Raw genomic sequence first — 23,172 nt, forward strand, 5'->3', positions numbered from 1 at the left:
CGTATATCCTCCTTTTGCAACCCCTTAAAAAGTATGGACTAGTACATATCATTCTTCTCGTTTGTTATTCTATCGTTGTAATTTCATTTGAGTTATAAAAATATATACCTGTTTCTTCTCGCAATGCAGTGATATACATCCCTTTCGCCACATCTTTCGCTGAAATTGGTTTATACTTTTTGAAAGCCCCTTTAAATATAAATGGAATCATACGAGATAACTTTTCAGCCATTCGTTCTCCAAAACGAAATTCTTGTCGATTTCCTACTAATAATGACGGCCTAAAAATGTGAATACCACCAATCACTAATTTTTGTAATTCCTCTTCCATTTTCCCTTTAACTTGCGAATAAAAGAAAAATGATTTAGGATTTGCTCCCATCGAGGACACAACTAGGAAATTTTGCACCCCTTGTTTTTCAGCTAAACAAGCAGCTCGTAACGTATATTCATAATCTACCTTTTTGAAATTTGCCTTTGTTTTTGCTTTTTTGATCGTTGTTCCTAGACAACTAAATACGTCATCTACAGCAAAAAACTCTTTATATTCCTCTAACATTGAAAAATCTACTTGCTTTTGCTGTAACTTTTCATGTTGCCATTGTATTGGTTCTCTTACAAAAATAGTAACCGAATCGTAGTAATCTGATTCAAGTAATAGACGCGTTATCTCTTGTCCAACTAAACCACTTGCACCAAGTACTAACGCTGTTCGCTTATTCATATATGCATATACCTCTTATTTTACTTTTCTCTCCTTCAGTAAAATACAACTTTTAGGAGTTTCCTTCTCTCATTTTACCACAAGTAAAGCACTATGCGTACGCATAGTGCTTTACTCACTCTTTTTTCTCATCGTTCTCTCGTAATTTTGTGACTGTTGATGCATCTCCTAAATTACTTATTAATCTTCTTAAAAAAATTAAGACTAAGGCTAATGGGAATACTACCGCTAATATCAATAAAATAGCTTCCATTAAGTAACCCAAACACTCATCCCCCTCTACACCCTCCTTTCATATATATGAACACAGCGTTGTCACATATGCATGTATTCGCAAAAATAACACCTCTATATTTGACAACTTTATAACAAAATCAAATCGGAATGATTATTATTTATTGCAACTTTATAAAAGATGTATTATACTAAGTTCGCAAACTAAAACGTAATTATTCCGTTTTGTATTAAAATGATATTTTTCTTCTATAATTGGGGAAAATATATCCGTAAAAAAGAAAAGAGGAGAATTTCATGCCTAAAAGATTGACTATATTTTCATTCTTACTTATTTTCACTTTAATTTTTACTGGCTGCTCAAATAAAAAAGAAGGTAAGGCCAAGAAAGATGGAAAACTAACTGTTTATACAACTATTTTTCCTCTTGCTGATTTCGCAAAAAAAATTGGTGGCGACTATGTAACTGTTGAAGCGATTTACCCGCCTGGTGCAGATTCTCATACATTCGAACCAAGTCAAAAACAAACCGTACAAGTTGCAAAAGCCGATTTATTCGTTTATAACGGTGCTGAATTAGAACCATTTGCTGAAAAAATGGAAAAAGCATTGCAAAAAGAAAATGTTAAAATTGTAAATGCATCAAAAGGTATTGAACTGCGTACTTCTACAGAAGAAGAGCATCATGATCATGGAGACGGTCATAAAGAGAATGAACATCATCACGATAAAGACCCGCACATTTGGTTAGATCCTACTTTAGCAATGAAACAGGCAGAAAAAATTAAAAATGCGCTTGTAGAATTACAACCTGACCATAAGCAAGAGTTCGAAAAAAACTTCGCAGCACTTCAAACAAAATTTACTGATCTAGATGATCAATTTAAAGCAGCTGTTGCGAATGCAAAAACGAAAGATATTTTAGTTTCTCATGCGGCTTATGGTTACTGGGAACAACGCTATGGCCTAAAACAAATTGCTATCGCGGGTATTTCAGCTTCTGATGAACCATCTCAAAAACAACTTGCTGACATTACAAAAACAGTAAAAGAACATAATCTACAATATATTTTATTTGAAACTTTCTCTACTCCAAAAGTAGCATCTGTCATTCAAAAAGAAACGGGTACAAAAATTTTACGCTTAAATCATCTTGCTACTATTTCTGAAGATGATGCGAAGAACAATAAAGATTACTTCACTTTAATGGAAGAAAACGTAAACACATTGAAAGAAGCTACTAACTAATCAACTTTTTTAAAGAAGCTGCATATGTCATGCAGCTTCTTTTTTATTTATCCTTACTTGACTTGACCAAAATAATAAGTAAAATTATCCATATTAGCTTTTAAGCTATATTAATTTAGAAGGTGAGTTGGAATTATGACTCTTCACATTTGTGAAGTAACAGAAAAAAGTTGGCGTTCGGTAGCTGCTTTAAACGTCGCAAAAGACCAGCAGCAATTTATTGAAAGCAATGCGTTTTCTCTAGCAGAATCATTATTTGAAGGAAACGGAACGTCAGTGGGTTTATACGATGGAGAAACACTTGTAGGATATGCAATGTACGGATGGTATTGTGAAAAACGTAAAAGCGTATGGTTAGATCGCTTTATGATTGACGAGCAATATCAAGGAAAAGGATACGCAAAACGTTTCCTTCGCATACTCATTCAATTCTTACAAGATAAATTTGAATGTAAAATAATTTATTTAAGTTTACATCCAGACAACAAACTCGCAATGGGATTATACGAGTCATTTGGCTTCCGCTTAAATGGCGATATTGATGACGAAGGCCCAGTTGTAGGTGTTGTAATGGAGTTACTATTAGATGAACATACAAGCCTGTGAAAACGGGCTTTTTATTATCCTTCGTTTTTTGCAATCTAGCATTTTTCCATAGAGTACTTAGTTAATTCCAAAAAATAAGCCTGCAATATATGCAGACTTATTTCACACACTCCTCAAAATGTTCTTGGAACCATTCTTTGTTAATATCTTTTCCGATAAACACGACTTCACTTACTCGTTCTTCGCCCTCTTGCCACTCTCTATCGTATGATGCAGCAAACAGTGTATGCACACCTTGGAAAACGATCCGTTTATCTACTCCATCAATCGATAAAATTCCTTTGTAGCGATATAAATATTCACCTAGTTCTTGAACGACAGCTGACATCCATTCATTTAGTTTTTGTAAATCTAACGGACGTTCTTCACGTAGTACAAACGACTTTACACCTTCTAGATGATTATGCTCTGTATGAGGATAAATTTGTAACGTATCTTTCGTTTTAAACGTCTGAATTTGTAGTAACGATTGAATATCCACATCACAGTTAGTCGCCTCAATTAACTTTGCAGTTGGGTTAATACCTTGTAGTTCCTGCAAGAGATTTCCCTTTTCACTTTCATCCACTAAATCTAATTTATTTACTAAAACGACATCAGCAAATGCAATTTGTTCCTTTGCTTCTAGTCCTTTTTCAAAATGTTTATGTATATGATAACTATCTACTACTGTTACAACACCGTTAATTTGGTATGCGGATTGAATAACAGGATCTAAAAAGAATGTTTGAATAATCGGACCTGGATTTGCAAGACCAGTCGTTTCAATTACTAATCCATCAAAATCCATTTTCCCTTCTGCTTTTACGTCCAGTAATTGTTTTAAAGCGACGAGTAAATCTTCACGTACAGTACAACATAAACACCCATTCGTCATCTCCATAATCTCTTCTTCGACATTCATAATCAACTGATTATCAATACCAATTTGCCCTATTTCATTTACAATCACTGCTAATTTCTGACCGTGATTCTCTGATAAAATACGATTTAATAATGTCGTTTTCCCTGACCCTAGAAAACCCGTTAATATTGTTACTGGAATCATCCATTACATCTCCTTATAGCTATATGTTTCTACATTATAGCATACAGAGAAAATCGTTTTTGTAGCAAAACATATTTATTGTATGTACGACACTGTAACTATATAATAATACATAGCAGGAAAGCCTTTTCAAAAAATTATTCATTCCTCAAGGGGGTACTTATAATGGAACGAGTTCAAATGGCCGAAACACTAGAATTTTCTCGTATTATTCAAGGTTTTTGGCGTTTAGCAGAATGGAATATGACAAAGCAAGAGTTACTTTCTTTCATTGAAGCTTGTATGGAGATGGGAATTACTACTTTCGATCACGCTGATATTTATGGCGGCTATACGTGTGAAGGATTATTTGGAGAAGCGTTACAACTCAAGCCTTCCTTACGTGAAGACATGCAAATTGTCACAAAATGTGGAATCGCTCCCCCATCACCGAAATTTCCAGATCGATATGTTGCTCACTACAATACGAGTGCTAAACATATAATAAAAAGCGCGGAAGACTCATTACAAAACTTACATACAGATTATATTGATGTATTGCTCATTCATCGCCCTGATCCATTTATGGATCCAAATGAAGTAGCAGAAGCGTTCTCGCGTTTAAAACAAGAAGGCAAAGTCCGCCACTTCGGTGTATCTAACTTTTTACCTTCACAGTTTAATATGTTAAGTTCCTATTTAGATTTCCCGCTCCTTACAAATCAAATTGAAGTATCTGCGATACATCTTGAGCATTTCGAAAAAGGAACAATTGATTTATGCCAAGAAAAACGAATCAATCCTATGATTTGGTCGCCTCTTGCTGGCGGAGAAATCTTTACTGGTCAATCAGAACGTGCCGTACGTGTACGTGAAACTTTACAGAAGGTTGCTACTGAACTAGGTGTTACTAGCATCGATACAGTTATGTATGCATGGCTACTTGCTCATCCAGCTAATATGATGCCAATCGTTGGATCTGGTAAATTAGATCGTGTTAAAACAGCCGCTCTTTCTACAAAAGTCAATTTAGATCGTCAACAATGGTTTACAATTTTCGAAAGCTCTAATGGACATCCTGTACCATAATACACAAAAAGAAGAGCTGTTTCTTTACAGCTCTTCTTTTTCATATGTATTTCTAGTCATGGCAAATACACACATATCCCTTAATCCATTTCCATCTACCGCTACACTCGCACTTTCCAATGTACCCTCTAACTTAAAGCCTAATTTCTCAGGTATAGCCCTACTCTTCTTATTTAAAGAATCACATCGAATTTCTACGCGATTTGCTTTTAGCTCAGAAAAAGCATAATTCGTTATACCCTTTGCAGCCTCTACCATATAGCCTTTTCCACTAAACCTTGAATCAATCCAATATCCAATTTCAAATTGAGGTATATCCCAATTAATACGATGTAATCCAGCGGATGCAATAAATTCACCTGTTTCTTTCGAAAAAACTAGTAATCTTAAATCCTCACGCTGTAAAAATTGAATATGTGATTTTCTAATACTCACTTCTACTTCTTCCTCTGTTTGCTCTTTTTGCGCAAAAACCATCCATGGTTTTAATTCTTGCATAGAAGCTCCAATTGCATCGTATACAGCTTTACCGTCACCTGGTTTCGGCATTCGAATAAATAGCCTTTCAGTATAAAATTCAGAAGGAAAATCGAATAATAACGGATTCACTTTCAACACTCCTTTTAATTCTTTTATATATAATAATATCCATCTCAAACTATACAGTAAAGAAATTTCTGAATTTTATACATTTTAATCATTCACCTCTACCGCAACACGGACGCCCGATTCAATCGCACCTTGTATCCATCCGTGATATAACGTTGTATGATCACCTGCAAAATATAATCTCCCCTCTGGTTTTATAATTGCTGGTTGTAGTTCAGATTCTTGACCAGCCTGAAATAGCGCAAATCCTCCAAGTGCATATGGATCCAATGTCCAACTTTTTGATATTCCAGACATGAATTCATCATATACTTGACCACCTAATATCGTTGCCAAATTGTGTAATGCGTAATAAATACGATCTCCCTTTGATAACCCATCCCATAACAACGCATCATAAGACCATGTATAGCTGCCTAACATCATAGCAGGTCCTTTCTCTCCAATTCCGTGACTTGGATAATAGGCATAACGAATTGGCAAATCCGTTATAATCCTGCCACCTAATTGTCCTTGGTCTTCCCAAAATCGACTTTTAAATTGCATTCCTATTTTCGTTGCTGGCATATAATGCAATTCACGAATTGCTTTCCATTTTTCATGAGATATAGAATCAAATGGATCTACTTCCACAAAGCGCATTGTCGAAAATGGAATTGTAATAATAACTAAATCCCCTGTAATACTACTATATTCAAAGGTTTCCTCGTTTCGATAAAAAGCTGTCACACCGTTTTCATGCTGATGCAGCTTCATTAATTTTTGATTATATATAATATTTTCTTCTAATTGTGGTAAAAAGGACTTTGGTAATCTATCATTCCCTCCCACAATTTCACAAAATCCACTCTCCTCTTGCATAATATATAAAAAGCGTAACGTCTCTACAAATGACCTTTCTAAAAAACCTTCTAAATCTAATAAAACACCGATCATCTCAATTGTTACTGGTGAAAAGTAAGTATTATATTGATAAGGATGATACTTTAAAAATTGCCCTGTCGAGTATCTCCCAAAATCCTTTACTACAATATCCCAATTTTTCTCTGGGTTCTTTTTTATAAAATTTATAATTGGCTGTACCGCTAACAATAATAGCTCCTCAGACGTTTTCCCGACTTCATTCATTTCCACAGGATACTTTAATATACTTGGGTCTTTTTCATATTGTTTTAATGTCGTTTTCCGTCCATTTACGTAAATAATATCCGTCTCATTCCTATTAATAAAAGGGCTTACCTGTAGCCTAAATTTTCTTATATATGCCATCGTTAATGTGTGCGAATATGGAATTCTCATTGCCCCTACATCCAAATATAATCCGGTATCTTCCATTCTAACCGTCTCTATACGGCCACCTACTCGGTTGTTTGCTTCAAAAATCTTTACTTCATGTCCTGCAGCTTTTAATAAAGATGCCGAAACTAATCCAGCCATGCCTGCGCCTACTACAATAATTTGCTTCGGGCGCGTCGTCTTCTTTAATCCTTTATTTATAACTTTCAACACTTCATCCATCTCAGTGTTATACATTATATCTTTCTGCACAATTCCACCCCTTACTTCGTAAAGTGAAACTATAATCAGTGGGGGGCTCTTCCCATACTGATTATTAGTTGAACCAATCGGGCTTTTATGGGCATTAGTCGTTTAGTGCATTTTATTCATAAATTCCTATAAACATAACAACATAGCAAGTGGAATATTCACTAAAAATACATAAGAGATAGCTCTCACATATCTTCACGCTTCGTATAATATAGCAACAGCAAAAAAGCAGTGGTTGAAAATGAAACAAACTTACGAATACCACAATACAAAGAAGTATTTAGAAGAAAAGAAACAACAACTATGCAATAAACTTAGTAGTAAGCATCTATCTAAAAAAGAGCGTGAACAATTAAATCTTGAGGTTGATAACTATGAATATATTTTAGACTTATTCGAAATGAATCATTATGAACGGGGCTTTTCTCGTTAGAAGTAAATATAGGATGTATCCACTTCTTATTTTGAGCATTTTATTACGCATTTTTCGTAAGTAAATATATAATAGGATGTACATTAAGATTGAGAGGTATATTCTATGATCAAATTAAGTGTATTAGACCAATCACCTATTTCAGATGGTAGTACAGCAGCCCAAGCTTTTTCTCATACAGTTACACTTGCACAAGAAGTTGAAAAACTAGGATTCACACGCTTTTGGGTATCTGAGCATCATAATTCCGTCAGCCTTGCTGGTTCAAGTCCTGAAATACTTATTTCTCATATTGCAGCAAAAACGGATCGTATGAGAGTTGGTTCAGGTGGTGTTATGTTACCGCACTATAGCCCGTATAAAGTTGCCGAGAATTTCCGCGTTTTAGAAGCTCTTTATCCAAATCGTATTGACCTTGGTGTCGGCAGAGCACCTGGTGGTATGCCAATTGCAACTCGCGCACTACAAGAAGGAAAAATGGTCTCACTGGATCAATATCCAGAACAAATTGCAGATGTTGCAATGTACTTACATGATCAAGTACCAGAAAACCATCATTATGCAAATTTAAAGGCTACCCCTGTGATTCCAACATCTCCTGAGATGTGGTTGCTCGGTTCTAGCGGAGAGAGTGCTATGATTGCTGCAAAACAAGGTGCTTCTTTTGCATTCGCACAGTTTATTAACGGATACGGTGGCCCTGAAGTAATGAAGGCTTATCAGGAACAATTCCAACCTTCCTATTTAGGAGACAAACCAAAATCAATCGTCTCTATTTTTGTTATTTGCGGAGAAACAAATGAAGAGGCGGAAAAAATTGCTTCTAGTTTAGATTTATCAATCTTATTACTAGAACAAGGAAAGCGTACAACTGGTACTCCTTCTATCGAAACTGCACAAAACTATTCATACAGCGCTTATGATCTATTCCGTATAAAAGAAAATCGTCAACGTATGATCGTCGGTGATCCATCTTCTGTGAAAGAACAAATCGTAAACTTAAGCAAAGCGTACAATACTGACGAATTTATGATTGTTACAATTACTCATCGATTTGAAGATAAATTGAATTCTTATCGCTTACTAGCAAATGCTTTTCATTTATAATGATAAAAGGGAGATACATCAATTATGATGCATCTCCCTTTCTTACTACTTATTACTTTTGTTGTTTATATATGCAATAGCTTCTTTTAATAGCTCTTCAAAATCCTCAGGATAATCATGGTTTAAATTAGGCACAACCTTATACTTATGTTCTATATTATTATCTCTTAATAATTGTACAAATTGCTGCGTACATTCGAAACAATCTTCATCTTGATCCCCACACACTATATACCCCTTGATATTTTTATCTTGTAGCACTTCCAACAACTCATTCCATTCTTCAATCTCTGGAAGCCACGGCGCTACAAAAATAAAACCATCTACCTCTATATCTTGTTGTAAAATCGTATACAAAGCTACTCTTGCGCCAGCAGAAAAACCACCAATTATTACATTTTCTACTGTATGATTTTCTGTAAACGTAACGTAATGGTCTTTTAATTCCTCTTTTCCTCTATGTATATCATCCCAAACAAATCCATCTGAAAACTGAATTTGCGAAGATTGTGGTAAAGCCAACGTATAATCTTGATCCAAAACAGATTTCCAATATGGTTCTACTATTCCTATATTTTCTTGATCTCCGTGCATTGCAATAAATAGTTTTTCTTTTTTCTTACCTTCAATACATTTCACGTCTGCTCGTTCTGTTTTCTTTGCTAATTCTTCTCTTTCTTTACATAATTGAACCATTTTATGAAACTCTTCAAATTTATGTAGTGGTTTTAAATCGTCGTCGGTCATTAAATATTCATTTCCATACCAAAAACCCTTTTCTATAATGGCTTCCTTCATTACATGCATCGCTTCTTCTTCAAGCCCTGCTGCACCCGCTAGTGCATATTTGAAATTATATATTTGCGCCTCATTTCCTACTATGCCTTTCGCATGCTCCATTATATAAGTGTACGCTTCCAAACTCCCTTTATTTGCGTAACGATGTAACGTTTCATTTAATAATTGAATGTAAGTCGTATTATTTTTCATACCCCAATTCCCCCGTAACCTTTTATCCTATTTATCTTTCAAACCTTTGTACCATTCTGTAATCACTGTATATAACTCACGCAAACAATACTTAATCATTACACTTCTTCGTCGAATAAGTTTATTATAAAATTAAATAGACTGAAAAATCAATATTTTAACAAACAAAAAAAGACAACAATATATTTATTGTTGTTCTCAATACATCTACCCACTCTTTTGTTTTTTCCTGTCCGGTTTACTTGAAACTAAATAATGTTTTTCTGAAATATATAATTCTCTTTTTAATATACGCTTTAAATATGGTCCTAATTTTATCCCGCATATAAGACGCTCTTCACTACCTTCAACAAGTGGGAACATTTCTTTTTCTGTTACGTATTGATCTACTGCTTTTTGTACGGTATCAATTTCTTTAACTAGGTTTAGATTTTCTTCTGTATGTTCAAATACCTCAAGCGTTTCCTTCGTAATAAGAAAACTATTTGTTGGAAATGCAGGTAAATACGGCTTTAACAAATCATAATTTACTGTATAATCATCATTTACTAATACTGTATAAACGATATTAGCATTCGTTTCTAAAAACTTAGCCATCGCTTGTTCTAATTCATCCTTCGTAATTTCACGCTCTTCTTTTCCAGTTCTGAAAAAGCGAAACATCGCATCGCCTCCTTTTTACTATATTATAGCATAAAAGAAAACTGAAAAATTACAAAAAAAGTCATTGAAAGAATTTTTCAATGACTTTTTTCTTTATATACTTATATTTATTTTAAGAACGCGCTTAACATCCATACATGTTGTTCTAATGTTGTATGAATCGCTAACAACATGTCCGCTGATGTTTCATCGCCAGCTTCACCAGCAACTTCCATACCTTCTTTTAATTCTTGAATAAGTGCAGAGTAATCATTCACTAATGTTTGCACCATTTCTTCTGCAGATTCCTTGCTTGTCCCTTCATTCACACTAGATGTTGCAAGATATTCTTTCATTGTCGCTAGCGGTTTACCTTCCAAAGCTAAAATACGTTCTGCTAATTCATCAATATTTGTTCCAGCTTCATTGTAAAACTCTTCAAATTTCTCATGTAATGTAAAGAAGTGTGGTCCTGTCACATACCAGTGATAATTATGTAATTTCACATATAACACATTCCAGTTTGCTACCTGCTTGTTTAATACTTCAACAACATTTGTTTTCGTACTCATACAATCCACTCCTCTTATCATTTCATAATGTTTATCTTTTAATAACCTAGTTACATGTTACCATACATTTCCTTTCCTTTCGAAAGATTGGCTCATATGTAACAAAGTTTTAACACCTTTAATACTTCCCTAATATCTTTTAATTCATGTATGCTTTCAAACACTTCATACGTCTAATTGTCCAAGCTCATACATATGCATAATAGTAAATCAAGCTCATCGTAGTAGAAAGAGGGATAACATGGACAATCAACAATGGCAAGTAGCAAAGAAAGTCGCTGCTACTTATATTGGAACAGTCGTTGGAGCTGGATTTGCTACTGGACGAGAAATTGTTGAATTTTTTACAGTGAACGGATTTTATGGAACAATTGGTATATGTGTAAGTGGATTTTTTTTTATTTGGCTTGGCACAAAGATGATGTTACTTTCATCACAAATCGGTGCATTTTCAGCGCAAGAATTTAACAAATATTTATTTGGAGATGTAGTTGGAAATGTTGTAAATACACTATTATTACTCGTATTATTTGGTGTAACTAGCGTAATGTTATCAGGAGCTGGAGCGGTATTTGAAGAGCAACTTCGTTTACCAAGACAACTCGGTATTTTCATTACAGTGATCGCCTGTCTCATTATAGGTAGTCGCGGATTACAAGGGGTTTTTGAAGTTAATACACTTGTCGTACCTATTATGATGATTTTTATTATCGGACTTGCTATTACAACTTTTTTTCACGGTACAACTCCTCTTAGTAGCACTATTCCTGCAGAAAGCTGGAATATGAAGTGGATTACTAGTCCTATTACATATGTCGCCTTAAATCTTTCGCTCGCCCAAAGCGTTCTCGTCCCGTTAGCCAGTGAAGTAAAAGATCGAAAGGCCATTTTATGGGGCGGTATTTTAGGTGGTGCAGGACTATCTTTAATTTTATTATGTAGCCATTTAGCTATCTTATCAGTCGATCAATTTTATCAATATAATATCCCAATGGCTGAAGTCATAAGAAAATTCAATGCAACTTTTCACTTTTTCTTTGTTCTTATCATTTTCGGTGAAGTGTTCACAACTTTAGTTGGCAATGTGTTCGGAATGACAAAACAAATGCAATCCATCACCAGTTGGAAAAGTAACAATATTATTTTCTTTATTTTACTAATTAGTTATTGCTTTAGTTACATTGGTTACAGTGAATTACTCCACATTCTATATCCTATAATTGGATGGGTCAGCATCATTTTACTCCCAATTATTGCTTTTAAACAACTTCAAAAAACATAAAAGAAGCATCCATGTTATTGGATGCTCCTTTTATGTTCATTCACAATCATCACACACTTCCCAGTATGGACCCATTTCGAGTGCTAAATATGGCTTTAATTGCAAGCGAATCATCCGACTAGGCATACGTTCTAAAACGAATTGAATCCCTTCTTCCTCTTCGTCTAATTCCACTTTTGAAATCGCAATTCTTTGCATAGTAGAAATAGGCATTCCATCTTTATATAAAGTGATTTTCACCTCATCATATTCATTAAAATACAATTCAACACTCATTTGATTTTTCAACATTTCATCAACAATTTCATATTTATCATTTCGTTCCTGGATTATATATTTCCAGCCGCCTCTACCTTCTTCTTTCGGAGCAGCTTGAAATAATGTCATCAAATCCTCGTATAGCATAAGATAACCCCTCTCTTACTAAAAAACGATGAGTATTTTATATACCCTTTATCTCTATCACTATCCATATGTATTGTACCATATATCGCCGTTCTTACCGTATTCATTTGCTTCATAACTGTATGTAAAACATCTGATTCTCTCCATTATTATATGAATTATCTCTTATTTCATTTCTTACTATTCTTCTAAAGCTTTCAAATCATATCAAGCTTAATGAAATGCTTTCTTTGTCCATCCTCCATTTATTATTTCCTTGTAACAACAAAAAAGAAGAGTGACTTATAACACTCTCCTTAAAAGAATTTCCCAGTAGCTGCTAACGCTAATACTAGTATTAAAATTGTAAATAATAATGATACGATGAAACTAAAAATAGGTAATGCTTTCTTTTCATTCTTCTTAAAGAGTAACTTTAAACTAAGAAAGATATTTACTGGTACAAGTATAAAATAAAAATATTTAACAATTTGCACCGAACTATTCGAAAGTGTTTTTAAAATAAACACTTCAATTAGAAAAACAATAAAAAATGAAATACTTAACCAAAATGAGACATAACTAAGCCAAGAATGTCTTTTGGTACCCCAATAAACTCCCATAGTAATCTCCTTTATTTGCATTCTATATGATTATAATTATACACAAAGTTAACAAATACCTCTATTTTCCGACAAACATTATACAAAATATACCTTTAAATATTATAAAGATACTCTCTATCTCCTTTAATATTACATAATAAAAACAGACTACTCCAATAGCATACTGCTATTTTGAGATAGTCTGTTCTCTGTTACACTTTAAATCTTTCAATTAGACCTTGTAACTCTTCAGCCATTTGAGATAATGTACCAGCCGCCGAACTAATTTCCTCAATGGACGCTAGTTGTTCTTCAGCTGATGCTGCAACGTTTTGAGTACTCGTCGCATTATTCTGTGCTGTCATTGCAATTTGACCTACTGAAATAGATACTTCATTTGCACCTTTTGACATCCCATTAGCCGTTTCAACCATTGTTTTAATTTGATCTGCAATTTCATTTGTAGATTGTAAAATCTCAGTAAAGTTTTGCTTCGTTTCATTCGCAATAACAAGTCCAGATTGAACTTCTTCATTTACATGACCCATAGATTTTACCGTCTTACTCATGTCATCTTGTATTTCACATATTAATTTACTAATTTCACTAGAAGATACGCTAGACTTCTCTGCCAATTTACGTACTTCATCTGCAACGATTGCAAATCCTCTTCCATGCTCTCCTGCTCTTGCAGCTTCAATTGCCGCATTTAAAGCTAGAAGATTTGTTTGATCTGCAATATTTTGAATTACTTCTAGTATGTCACCAATTTGTTTTGATTTATTATTTAATAACTGTATAACTTCATCTGATTGCGAAACAGATTCTGCAATAGACTGCATTTGATTTACTGTTTTCCCTACTAGTTTTCCGCCATCTTCTGCTTTTTCACGAGTATGAGCAGAAGCTGTATTAATTGATGATGAACTATTTGCTACATGCTGAATTCCTTCTGTTACATCAAATAGTAACATTGCGCCATTTTCTACACTTGTCGTTTGCGTCGTTGCCCCGCTCGATATTTCATCCATTGCCATTGTAATTTGCTCAGTCGCTTCACTTGCTTGTCTTACACTTGCCGTTAGCTCTTCTGATGCTGCTGCAACATGTCCAGCCGAAGTATTAATTCTTCCAATTAACGTTCGCAATGCATCTGTCATCTCATTGAATCCTTTTGCAAGTTGGCCAATCTCATCATTAGAATGAATTTCGATTGTTTGCGTTAAATCTCCCTCACTTATTTCTTTAGAAGTAGTAACTAATCTTTTTAATGGCTTCGTTATAGAAAGTGTCACAAAATAAATAAGTGCTCCGCCTATAACTAATGAAATGAACATAACAATTAACATATTATAAAATACAGGTTGAGCAGCTTCAATTACTTCATTTGAGTACATCGTCCCACCGATTTTCCAACCTGTTTTTACATTTGTAGCAAATACCATTTGCTTTTCGCTACCGTCATACGTATATGAAAAAGCGCCATGATTATCTTCATAAATTTTCTTCGCCCAAGAATCAGCTGCTTTTTCTCCTGATTTTTCTTGAGGATGTGCAATTATTTTTTGTTTTCCATCTAAGATGAAAGCATACCCTTTTTTACCAATATTGATTAACTTTGTTGTTTTTAATAAATTATCTAAACTTAAATCTATCGCTACAACACCGTTTTTATCTTCTGCTTGTTTTGCAATCGTTACGACAATATGTCCATTTCCTTGCGCCTTATACGGCTCAGTAATTACAATACCACCTTGTTTTGCGACTGCATCTTTATACCAAGAACGTTCTGTTGGATCATAGTCTGCTGCCATTTGTATATTTGGTTCTTGCACAAATTTCTTATCATTCCCAGCAACGTATACTTGTTCAACATCTTTATTTAAATTGATATATTGAGATAACATCTTTCTTAATTCATCTTGATTATCCCCTTGATACATACTACCTTGAATCACCCGTGCAAAATTATTCACATCATTAAATTTTGCATCAATCATTTGATTGATTAAATTATCTAATATTTTTATATTGTCGTGAGCACTGCTCGTAATTTGTGATTCAAAATTCTTTTTAGCCGTTTGATAAGACATGCCTCCGATAATAGAGACAGCCGCAATTAAAATGACAAAAAATGAAATTAGTAGTTTTTTTGCTACTTTCATATCACGAAACCAATTTAATAGTCTACCCATTACAAACCTCCTGCTTTTCAATTTCAAAAGTTAAATCTAGTGAATTATAAATATTTCCCATTCCCGAATTATTATTTTCATAACCTATTATGATGAATACTTTGTAAAGTTTAAACAATTAATTTCTCTTTGTCCATATATATGAATAATATTATTATAAAATTTACAAAAGCAAAAAACCAAAGGGAACAACCCTTTGGTTTTTTACATTTTTTTATGCTGCTTAGAAATCTTCTTCCACTTATCACGCTCTGCTCTTGCAAGAACAGCATCTTGTTTTCTCATAAAATACGCCAGTTCTTTTTGTAATTTTTTATAGCTTTGCAAACGATTTATCGTAATAATTCCGTTATCAATTGCATGATGCACTGCGCATCCTGGCTCATTTTCATGCTTACAGTCCCTAAAACGGCACGTTTTTGCTAATTCTTCAATATCAGAAAATGTTGTTTGAATTGCATCGCTACCTTCCCAAAGCTGCAGTTCCCTCATACCCGGAGTATCAATAACTAAACTACCACTCGGTAATCGGAACAATTCACGATGAGTTGTCGTATGCCTTCCTTTACTATCTTCCTCACGAATATCTCCCGTTTTTGCTACTTCAATTCCTATAAGAGCATTTAGCAAAGTCGATTTTCCAACCCCGGATGATCCGACTAGAGCAATTGTTTTTCCTGAAGAAACAAATTGCTGCAACGAATCAATGCCAGTATGTTCTAAACTATCAACGATGAAGATAGGAACACCCATTGCCACGGCTTCCGTTTCTACAATTTTCTGTTCCACATCTTCACATAAGCTACTCTTTGTTAAAACAATAACAGGCATTGCACCACTTTCATACGCTAATAGTAAATAACGTTCCATTCTTCTTACGTTGAAATCATGATTAAGTGCATTCACTAAAAATAGATAATCTACATTTGCTGCTATTACTTGTTCTTCCATTCGAGTACCAGCCTCTTGTCTAGAAAAAGAACTTCTTCTCGGAAAAATACGATGAATAATTGCTTTCTTTTCATTCTCTATTTTCTTTATATACACCCAATCACCAACCGCTGGATAATCTCCCTTCGTTACTGCTTCATGTCGAAACTTTCCAGACAGCTCTGCCATATATTCACCATCATTACAAATAATTCGATATATATGCTTATACTCAAGTAAAATACGTCCTACTTCAAAGTTCTCTACAGCTTGTTCCTCAAAAAAAGAATCCCAGCCGAATGATTCTAAAATATTTTGATTCAAATTGATATCCTCCCTAGTTTAACTAAGCGGAAGGATCGTGCGCTAACTTATACAGTCTCGCCCTTTCCATCCACCTTTGTATTTGGTTTATTATTCATATAAGTTATTTTCACCATAATACATCACCCCGTTCTCATTTTAATTACTCTCATTATATGGAATATTCATTTAAAAAGCTACTCTATTTAACGTAATTTTCAAACAATTTATTTTTCATCATTCTAATTTGCCCACGGTGATTAATCTCATCTTCTAGCACATGAAACCACAGATAGTGCTGGTTATACGCTACATCGTTAGGCCACTTTCTTTCTGACATAAGCCATTCATCACCTTGTTCAATCAAATACTTCAATGATTCTTCTCGAACACTTTGCAGAAGTTGTACATAATACTGTATGTCATGACCACGGATTGTTCTCCCTGCTTCCCCTAAATACAGTGCGTCTTCCCATATTTCTAATTCTTCTTTTGTAAAGTCGCGCTCTTGAAATGAAATAAGTTGATGAGCTTTTTCTATAGCTGCTATATGTTTTAATAATGCTCCGATAGAATTTCCTCCACTCGGCATAATTAAATCTAATTGCTCAACTGATAGATCTTTTATTTCCTGTAATGTTACAGCCCTCGTATGCTCCAGCATGCTTACTAATTCCCCTATATTTTTTGTATAACCATCCACACTTCTTATTCGATAATCTATATTCATCTCACGCACCCCTTTCTACATTCATATTAAGGAATAACCGCTTCATATAATAGACTGAAATATATCAGATTTTTCTGTTATAATTAAATTGAATACATAATAAACCCAAACAAACTTTCTCAATATGCTTCTATGAAATATTAAAAGGAATCAATATAAAAGAATCGAATCTTATTCACTAAAAGGAGTGGATTCGATGGAAATGTATCAATGGCTAACTGCTGTTCTTGTTGGTGGCATTACTGGTTTCGTTTCCCATCTTATCAATAACCAAGGCAAGTTATTGCTTCCACGCCGTTTGAAAACTTTTTTTCACTTTGGTTTTTTGACTGATATTCTCACTGGTAGTCTAGCTGCACTTCTTGGACTCGTTTTATTCGATGTCACCTTAATAAAAGAAATTATAAAAGTATCCATTGTGACTGCTATTTCTGGTCAGACTTTCTTACTGCACCAAGCGCTTGGTGGTGAGCAAGCTAAAAATACACAGATTGGGAAAGCTGATGAGAAGATTCAAGAAATTGACAAATTATTACGACGTTAGTCTATACTTTCTTTAAAAATTATTGCTATAATAAACAATAAATATTTTCTATTGCGTCGTTTGTCAGAAGAAAGGGTGTTTCGTATGACAAAAAAGAAAATAGAAGATTTCTTAACAAACACTGAAAAAGAGGAACTGCTAGAAAACTATAAATGTTTACGAGAAGCCCGCACAAAAAACGAAGCTAACTATTTTGGTGAAGCAGTAAATCATCTATTAAATATAGCTAAACAACGAATTATTAAAGATGCAGGCATACATGATGAAAATGCAGCAACTGTTCAATCAAAGAAAAAAGCACTGTTTTAGTTCATTAGCTAAAACAGTGCTTTTTATTACGCTATTTTTCACATTACTTTCACATCTATTTCACAAATATAAGTAGTCCGGTATGCTAAACTAAGTATATCCTTTTCCAAGGAACTATATGCCGATATATAAATCCCTATCTTTATAGGGATTTTTTATTTTTGAATTCCTCATAACTTTGTTACAATACATTTCTTCTATTATTTCTATACTTTAAGTAACCACTGTAATAAAAAGCACATTCATGTATTCACACTCTTATTAATTCTGATTTGCGAAATATTTATACAAGCTTTATGATGCAATTCCCGTTTCACTATTCTCAATAAGCTTTTCACTTCTTCTAAACAGAAATAAAGCTACTACATATAGTAACGCAGTAAAGCTACCTATAAGTATAAAATTGTGAGATGCTGCAAATAACATTCCTGCTATTGCCGCTCCAATCATTTGACCAATATACATAGAAGCATTTGCAAGCGCGGCTCCTGTCCCTCTTGCTACACTAGACATGTTTTGTAAGTGTCTCATCATTAATACAAATAAAATTCCTGTCACAAAAAACAAAACAAAAAACAATAACTCCACCAATATAATGTTCTTTACATGAGGAAGTAATACATATAGCACTGCTGTAAATACAATTCCACCATAAAAAGAAAGGTTATAACCAATTTTATTTACGATTCTAGGACCAAAAATATTCCCTGTTAAATTTCCTAATCCTAATACGAGCATAGCTGTTCCTATTTCATGAACTTGTAAGCCAAATTGAATGGAAAGCCATACGCCAAAGAATGAAAATGCTGCAAAATTACCAGTTTGAAAAACAAAATATGCAAAATAAGAAAGTGAAACCTTTGAATCAGTAAGTAATTGTTTATAACGCTTTAAGATGTTTGTTTTACTTCCACCTATATGAACCGGTTGTATTTCTGGTAATACTACATAGATAAGAATGACAAGTAGTGCTGATAATAGACCAATAATGAAAAATGGTGTTGTATAGTGTATCATTGCCAAATATGCCCCAACTGGCAGCCCTAAAATTTGAGAGATTGATAACCCTGCTGTTGCAATTCCAATTGCCTTTACAATTTGCTCTTTCTCTATAAGAAGCGGAATAGATGCCCACACTTGTGGAGATACAAAGGCTGCACTTACACCTGCTAAAAATCTAAATGCTAGCATCCATAGAAAACTCGGTGCCATTCCACATAAAAACGTACTTAACGCAAAAAAACTCATTCCTATTACCATTACTTTTTTTCTGTTTAAGCCATCTGATATAGGACCAGCAATAAGTGCAAATCCAGCGTATCCTAAAGCATATGAACTCACCATCCATCCTGATAGCTCAGTTGAAACATGATACACCTTTTGTAATGTCGGTAAAAGTGGTGAAATTAAGAAAGTATCTGTACCTATCATAAACATGATCATAAAGAATACAGCTAGTACTCTTTTCATTTAAACCCTCTCCTTTTATATAAAAAGAGGGAAGTATCCCTCTTCTCAACTAAGCTTCTAAAATAGATTCAATCTCTTTCATAACCTTCTCATTCAATGATACTTCCACCGCTCTTACACTTTCTCTTATTTGCTCCGCTCGTTTCCCACCAGGAACAACAGTATCAATTCCTTTTTTGTTTAATAGCCACGCTAAAGCTAAATGCGATACTTCAAGATTCACTTCTTTAGCTAAGCCTTTTAACTTTTCAACTTTTTTAAAGTTACTCTTATATGTATTTTCTTCAAATAGATTTACACTTTGACGCCAATCTCCTTCGCTCAATTTAAAATATTCTGTATATTTTCCGCCTAGTATCCCAAAGGCAAGAGGCCCGTATGGAATAAATGAAATACCTGATTCTATACAATATGGCAAAAGTTCTTCCCCAGCAGTACGATCCAACATATTATACGGTGATTGTACAACATCTATTTGTCCGTGCTGATTCGCTTCTTTTAATTGCTCTACGTTTACGTTGGATATTCCAATTGAACGAATTTTTCCTTCTTCTTTTAGACGAGTAAGCTCTCCAATTGAATCTATGTAACTTGTTTCTGGATTTGTAAAATGTAAATAATATAAATCAATATAATCAGTTTGTAATCTTCTTAAGCTATTTTCCACAGCATTTCTTAAATAGCTTCGTTCATTATTAATATAAACCTCTCCATTTAATAACGGCTGTATTCCACCTTTTGTAGCAAGTACAACTTCATGGCGTTTTCCTTTCAATACTTCTCCTACCAATTCCTCTGATCTACCGAAACCGTATGAATCCGCTGTATCAAAAAATGTAATCCCTTGCTGGATAGCTTCTTCTATTAATCGTTTTCCTTCTTCCTCATTCACATCAGCATATAAATTATGCCCCCCTACAGCGTTTGTTCCTAACCCCAACTTTGAAATATGTAGTCCTGCCTTTTGTAATTTTGTATGCTTCATTTTTTCTCCCCCTACATTTCTATTGTTCGAATATATTCGAACAATAGAAATATACCACTTTATATGTTATAGTGCAAACTATATTAACTTATACAAGTAGGTGAAAAAATGCGTACTCTCTATCATCCAAATCGCGAAGAAATTCAATTCTCTTCTGTCTTATACGCACTTAGCGATCAAATTCGTTTACAAATTGTAACTATGCTACTAGAGAAAAATGAACAATCTTGTGGCGCGTTAAACATTCCAATTGCAAAATCAACTTTATCTCACCATTTCAAGGTTTTACGTGAATCCGGTGTTATGTATACACGCCTTGAAGGAACACAGCGCTTCATTTCAATTCGTGAAGATGACTTACATGCTAGATTTCCCGGTTTATTAGACGTCGTATTACATGCGACAGAACCATACTAAAAAACATCTCATATGAATATGGGATGTTTCTTTATTTTTTCTATTCTTTTTATAAAGTGAAACTTTACTCAGTTTGAATTTTGTTCTTCACACACTAGAAATATATACGCTTCATTCTTTTTTACTTTATTTTTGTACTTGATCCCTTGGACACTTTAATTATTTGATTACATTTTATACACATCATTAATATAGGGCCACCTATCTGTTTCAATTCCTCTAGTTGCTTATGCTCACACTTCCCCATATTATTACCTCCCTTATCATATAATTAGGTCATTTGGTAATTATTATAACTACTAAGTTCATTTCCTAATTTAAGGTCTGAATAAAACGTTTAAACGCCGATATCCCTTCGTTATCTCGTTTAAAAACACCAGCATCTTCAAGCGCCTGTATAAATTTCCTCCCCACTTCTTCTCTTATAATCTCCTGTACATTTTGTTCATGTATCCGATTGTCATATTTGATTTTTAATTGTTTTGCCCATCGTATATGAGGCGTTGGAATATCACTTGGAATATTAAGTAAGAATTTTTCTACTTCCTGAAGTTCTGTTTTTAAACGCGCAGGTAGTACAGCTAACCCCATTACTTCAATTAGACCGATATTTTCTTTTTTAATATGTTGTATTTCCGCATGAGGGTGAAAAATACCTAGCGGATGTTCTTCACTTGTACGATTATTTCGCAAAACAAGGTCCAATTCGTACATATTATTCCGATAGCGGGCAATCGGCGTAATCGTATGATGTGGAACATCATACGTAAATGCAAATATATTAACGGATGGATCACTATATCCCTTCCACCTCTCTAATATGTACTCCCCTGCATTTACTATTTGTTCTATGTCGTTACTTCTTAAGCGAATAACTGACATAGGCCATTTAATAATAGAACATTGCATTTCTGGAAAGTTAGTGAGTTCAAAAATGAAGTCATTTGATGCATTTGCCATAGCAAATTCATAACTACCACCTTGATAGTGGTCATGTGTTAGAATAGATCCTCCTACAATTGGCAAATCTGCATTCGAACCAAGGAAATAATGCGGGAATCTTTCTACAAATTTTAACAAACGTAAAAATGTTTGACGGTCAATTTTCATATCACGGTGTTCTGAAGACAATACAATGCAGTGTTCATTGAAGTAAATATACGGTGAATACTGTAGAAACCAGCTTTCATCTGTAAGATTCATACGAATGATACGATGATTCGAGCGTGCTGGATGTCCAATTCGGCCTCTATATCCTTCATTCTCAATACAGATTAAACATTTTGGATAATTTGTACTTTCCAATACTCTCTCTCTAGCAATTTGTTTCGGGTCTTTTTCCGGTTTTGATAAATTAATTGTAATATCAATGGGTCCATATTCCGTATGTACTTTATAATTTATATTTTTGGCAATTTGCTTCATTTGAATATAGTTGCTGTTTTTACTTAATTCATAGAAGTAATTTGTTGCAGCCTTCGGATTTTGTTCGTATTTTTCATAAAATAGAGAATTGATAACCGACGGTTTGGACATAAAAACATCCATAATTGCACTTGCTAAAATCTCCTTCTCGTCCATTATTGCCTCAATGACTTTATGCGTACAAGCATATTCAATTAACTCTTCCAATAACTCCGCAATTGCTTTCTTTGCGGGTGCGGGCGCTGACGCTTCCACTACAAAGTCATCTAAACGAAGTAAAGAAAGAATTTTATTCCTTGTATATATTTCATCTCCTTGTTCAATCAATTGAACTTCAATAGCCCGATCAATTAACTGCTGGATAGCTTGATATATCATCCGTATATACCTCCTCTAACCTTTTAGCGGTTTATGTTGTTACGATGCCAGTTCTATGTACCTTTTATAATTTTATGAACAGATGTATAGGATAACCACCATTCTAATATACATTTTGCTTTTTCCGAAGAAGCTATTAACATACTTGAATCGCCCGTTTAATAAGCTATTTTGTTACATTATACGTACGTAAAAACACTTCTACAATCAACATCTTGTCGTATTTTTTAGACATCTTGCTTTTCACTTTTAACGTCTCACTAAAAACATAAAAAGGTACATTTTTGAAGAACGATTTAATGAACACAATGAGGCCTATCTCCACCGAGATAGACCTTTTAATCACAATAATACGCAAACTATAAAGTGAAACTTTAATCAGTGGG

Annotated in this window: 25 protein-coding genes; 9 read left to right on the plus strand and 16 right to left on the minus strand. The window is 34.0% G+C overall.

Annotation, left to right across the window (positions count from 1 at the left end):
* Window positions 1-64: 64 nt before the first annotated feature.
* A complete protein-coding gene (locus BAQ44_RS11135) occupies window positions 65-724 on the minus strand; it encodes an oxidoreductase (RefSeq protein ID WP_061676451.1) in 660 nt (219 codons plus the stop codon).
* A 115-nt stretch (window positions 725-839) separates the two neighbouring features.
* The gene (locus BAQ44_RS31025) at window positions 840-989 is read right to left on the minus strand and encodes a hypothetical protein (protein WP_168216100.1); all 150 of its coding nucleotides are present in this window, start codon (window positions 987-989) and stop codon (window positions 840-842) included.
* Between the two features lie 266 nt (window positions 990-1,255).
* Between BAQ44_RS31025 and BAQ44_RS11140 the strand changes: the two genes are divergently transcribed.
* Window positions 1,256-2,206, plus strand: coding sequence for a metal ABC transporter substrate-binding protein (locus BAQ44_RS11140; protein ID WP_071721697.1), 951 nt, complete (start codon window positions 1,256-1,258; stop codon window positions 2,204-2,206).
* A gap of 135 nt (window positions 2,207-2,341) precedes the next feature.
* Window positions 2,342-2,812, plus strand: a complete 471-nt coding sequence (locus BAQ44_RS11145; RefSeq protein ID WP_071721698.1) for a GNAT family N-acetyltransferase — start codon at window positions 2,342-2,344, stop codon at window positions 2,810-2,812.
* Between the two features lie 97 nt (window positions 2,813-2,909).
* On the opposite strand, the gene BAQ44_RS11150 is transcribed toward BAQ44_RS11145, so the two are convergent.
* Entirely contained in the window at window positions 2,910-3,860 is a 951-nt protein-coding gene (locus BAQ44_RS11150; protein ID WP_071721699.1) for a CobW family GTP-binding protein, read from the minus strand.
* Window positions 3,861-4,025: 165 nt separating this feature from the next.
* Here BAQ44_RS11150 and BAQ44_RS11155 point away from each other — a divergent pair, with 165 nt between their 5' ends.
* Window positions 4,026-4,928 carry an aldo/keto reductase gene (locus BAQ44_RS11155; protein WP_071721700.1) on the plus strand — a complete coding sequence of 301 codons (903 nt, stop codon included), beginning with the start codon at window positions 4,026-4,028 and terminating at the stop codon, window positions 4,926-4,928.
* A 24-nt stretch (window positions 4,929-4,952) separates the two neighbouring features.
* Here BAQ44_RS11155 and BAQ44_RS11160 read toward each other — a convergent pair whose 3' ends face one another.
* Both BAQ44_RS11160 and BAQ44_RS11165 read right to left on the minus strand, forming a co-directional pair.
* Window positions 4,953-5,537: a GNAT family N-acetyltransferase gene (locus tag BAQ44_RS11160; protein ID WP_063261326.1), complete on the minus strand. Its 585-nt coding sequence runs from the start codon at window positions 5,535-5,537 to the stop codon at window positions 4,953-4,955.
* An 84-nt stretch (window positions 5,538-5,621) separates the two neighbouring features.
* Window positions 5,622-7,085, minus strand: coding sequence for a flavin monoamine oxidase family protein (locus BAQ44_RS11165; RefSeq protein WP_071721701.1), 1,464 nt, complete (start codon window positions 7,083-7,085; stop codon window positions 5,622-5,624).
* A gap of 241 nt (window positions 7,086-7,326) precedes the next feature.
* Here BAQ44_RS11165 and BAQ44_RS11170 point away from each other — a divergent pair, with 241 nt between their 5' ends.
* Both BAQ44_RS11170 and BAQ44_RS11175 read left to right on the plus strand, forming a co-directional pair.
* A complete protein-coding gene (locus BAQ44_RS11170; RefSeq protein WP_071721702.1) occupies window positions 7,327-7,518 on the plus strand; it encodes a DUF3896 family protein in 192 nt (63 codons plus the stop codon).
* Between the two features lie 105 nt (window positions 7,519-7,623).
* Window positions 7,624-8,625: an LLM class flavin-dependent oxidoreductase gene (locus tag BAQ44_RS11175; RefSeq protein WP_061676457.1), complete on the plus strand. Its 1,002-nt coding sequence runs from the start codon at window positions 7,624-7,626 to the stop codon at window positions 8,623-8,625.
* 45 nt (window positions 8,626-8,670) lie between these two features.
* Here the strand turns inward: BAQ44_RS11175 and BAQ44_RS11180 are convergent, their stop codons facing one another.
* From BAQ44_RS11180 to BAQ44_RS11190, 3 genes are all read right to left on the minus strand, one after another.
* Window positions 8,671-9,615: an alpha/beta hydrolase gene (locus BAQ44_RS11180; RefSeq protein ID WP_071721703.1), complete on the minus strand. Its 945-nt coding sequence runs from the start codon at window positions 9,613-9,615 to the stop codon at window positions 8,671-8,673.
* Window positions 9,616-9,822: 207 nt separating this feature from the next.
* Entirely contained in the window at window positions 9,823-10,278 is a 456-nt protein-coding gene (locus tag BAQ44_RS11185) for a DUF3939 domain-containing protein (RefSeq protein WP_071721704.1), read from the minus strand.
* Between the two features lie 107 nt (window positions 10,279-10,385).
* Window positions 10,386-10,829 (minus strand): Dps family protein, encoded by a 444-nt coding sequence (locus BAQ44_RS11190; protein WP_000105194.1) that lies wholly within the window; start codon window positions 10,827-10,829, stop codon window positions 10,386-10,388.
* A 241-nt stretch (window positions 10,830-11,070) separates the two neighbouring features.
* Here BAQ44_RS11190 and BAQ44_RS11195 point away from each other — a divergent pair, with 241 nt between their 5' ends.
* Complete coding sequence (locus tag BAQ44_RS11195; RefSeq protein WP_063261321.1) at window positions 11,071-12,111, plus strand: YkvI family membrane protein; 1,041 nt, start codon at window positions 11,071-11,073, stop codon at window positions 12,109-12,111.
* Between the two features lie 36 nt (window positions 12,112-12,147).
* Here the strand turns inward: BAQ44_RS11195 and BAQ44_RS11200 are convergent, their stop codons facing one another.
* The 5 genes from BAQ44_RS11200 to BAQ44_RS11220 form a co-directional block, all read right to left on the minus strand.
* On the minus strand, window positions 12,148-12,516 hold the full coding sequence (locus BAQ44_RS11200) for a DUF3979 family protein (protein WP_061676460.1): 369 nt from the start codon (window positions 12,514-12,516) through the stop codon (window positions 12,148-12,150).
* Between the two features lie 296 nt (window positions 12,517-12,812).
* On the minus strand, window positions 12,813-13,118 hold the full coding sequence (locus tag BAQ44_RS11205; protein ID WP_060490078.1) for a hypothetical protein: 306 nt from the start codon (window positions 13,116-13,118) through the stop codon (window positions 12,813-12,815).
* 194 nt (window positions 13,119-13,312) lie between these two features.
* Window positions 13,313-15,295 carry a HAMP domain-containing methyl-accepting chemotaxis protein gene (locus BAQ44_RS11210; protein WP_071721705.1) on the minus strand — a complete coding sequence of 661 codons (1,983 nt, stop codon included), beginning with the start codon at window positions 15,293-15,295 and terminating at the stop codon, window positions 13,313-13,315.
* Window positions 15,296-15,499: 204 nt separating this feature from the next.
* Window positions 15,500-16,549 (minus strand): ribosome small subunit-dependent GTPase A, encoded by a 1,050-nt coding sequence (rsgA, locus tag BAQ44_RS11215; RefSeq protein WP_071721706.1) that lies wholly within the window; start codon window positions 16,547-16,549, stop codon window positions 15,500-15,502.
* Window positions 16,550-16,730: 181 nt separating this feature from the next.
* The gene (locus BAQ44_RS11220; protein ID WP_071721707.1) at window positions 16,731-17,258 is read right to left on the minus strand and encodes a DinB family protein; all 528 of its coding nucleotides are present in this window, start codon (window positions 17,256-17,258) and stop codon (window positions 16,731-16,733) included.
* Between the two features lie 196 nt (window positions 17,259-17,454).
* On the opposite strand from BAQ44_RS11220, the gene BAQ44_RS11225 reads away from it, so the two are divergent.
* Together BAQ44_RS11225 and BAQ44_RS11230 are read left to right on the plus strand one after the other, a co-directional pair.
* Window positions 17,455-17,802, plus strand: a complete 348-nt coding sequence (locus BAQ44_RS11225; protein ID WP_061676465.1) for a DUF4257 domain-containing protein — start codon at window positions 17,455-17,457, stop codon at window positions 17,800-17,802.
* An 84-nt stretch (window positions 17,803-17,886) separates the two neighbouring features.
* The gene (locus tag BAQ44_RS11230) at window positions 17,887-18,111 is read left to right on the plus strand and encodes a hypothetical protein (protein ID WP_061676466.1); all 225 of its coding nucleotides are present in this window, start codon (window positions 17,887-17,889) and stop codon (window positions 18,109-18,111) included.
* A 294-nt stretch (window positions 18,112-18,405) separates the two neighbouring features.
* On the opposite strand, the gene BAQ44_RS11235 is transcribed toward BAQ44_RS11230, so the two are convergent.
* Both BAQ44_RS11235 and BAQ44_RS11240 read right to left on the minus strand, forming a co-directional pair.
* Window positions 18,406-19,581 (minus strand): MFS transporter, encoded by a 1,176-nt coding sequence (locus tag BAQ44_RS11235; RefSeq protein WP_063261318.1) that lies wholly within the window; start codon window positions 19,579-19,581, stop codon window positions 18,406-18,408.
* Between the two features lie 49 nt (window positions 19,582-19,630).
* Complete coding sequence (locus BAQ44_RS11240) at window positions 19,631-20,566, minus strand: aldo/keto reductase (protein WP_071721708.1); 936 nt, start codon at window positions 20,564-20,566, stop codon at window positions 19,631-19,633.
* Window positions 20,567-20,674: 108 nt separating this feature from the next.
* Between BAQ44_RS11240 and BAQ44_RS11245 the strand changes: the two genes are divergently transcribed.
* Window positions 20,675-20,983: an ArsR/SmtB family transcription factor gene (locus tag BAQ44_RS11245; RefSeq protein ID WP_061676468.1), complete on the plus strand. Its 309-nt coding sequence runs from the start codon at window positions 20,675-20,677 to the stop codon at window positions 20,981-20,983.
* Window positions 20,984-21,295: 312 nt separating this feature from the next.
* On the opposite strand, the gene galT is transcribed toward BAQ44_RS11245, so the two are convergent.
* The gene (gene galT, locus BAQ44_RS11250) at window positions 21,296-22,786 is read right to left on the minus strand and encodes a UDP-glucose--hexose-1-phosphate uridylyltransferase (protein WP_071721709.1); all 1,491 of its coding nucleotides are present in this window, start codon (window positions 22,784-22,786) and stop codon (window positions 21,296-21,298) included.
* Window positions 22,787-23,172: the final 386 nt, after the last annotated feature.

The sequence above is a fragment of the Bacillus mobilis genome (assembly GCF_001884045.1).
Lineage (GTDB): Bacteria > Bacillota > Bacilli > Bacillales > Bacillaceae_G > Bacillus_A > Bacillus_A mobilis.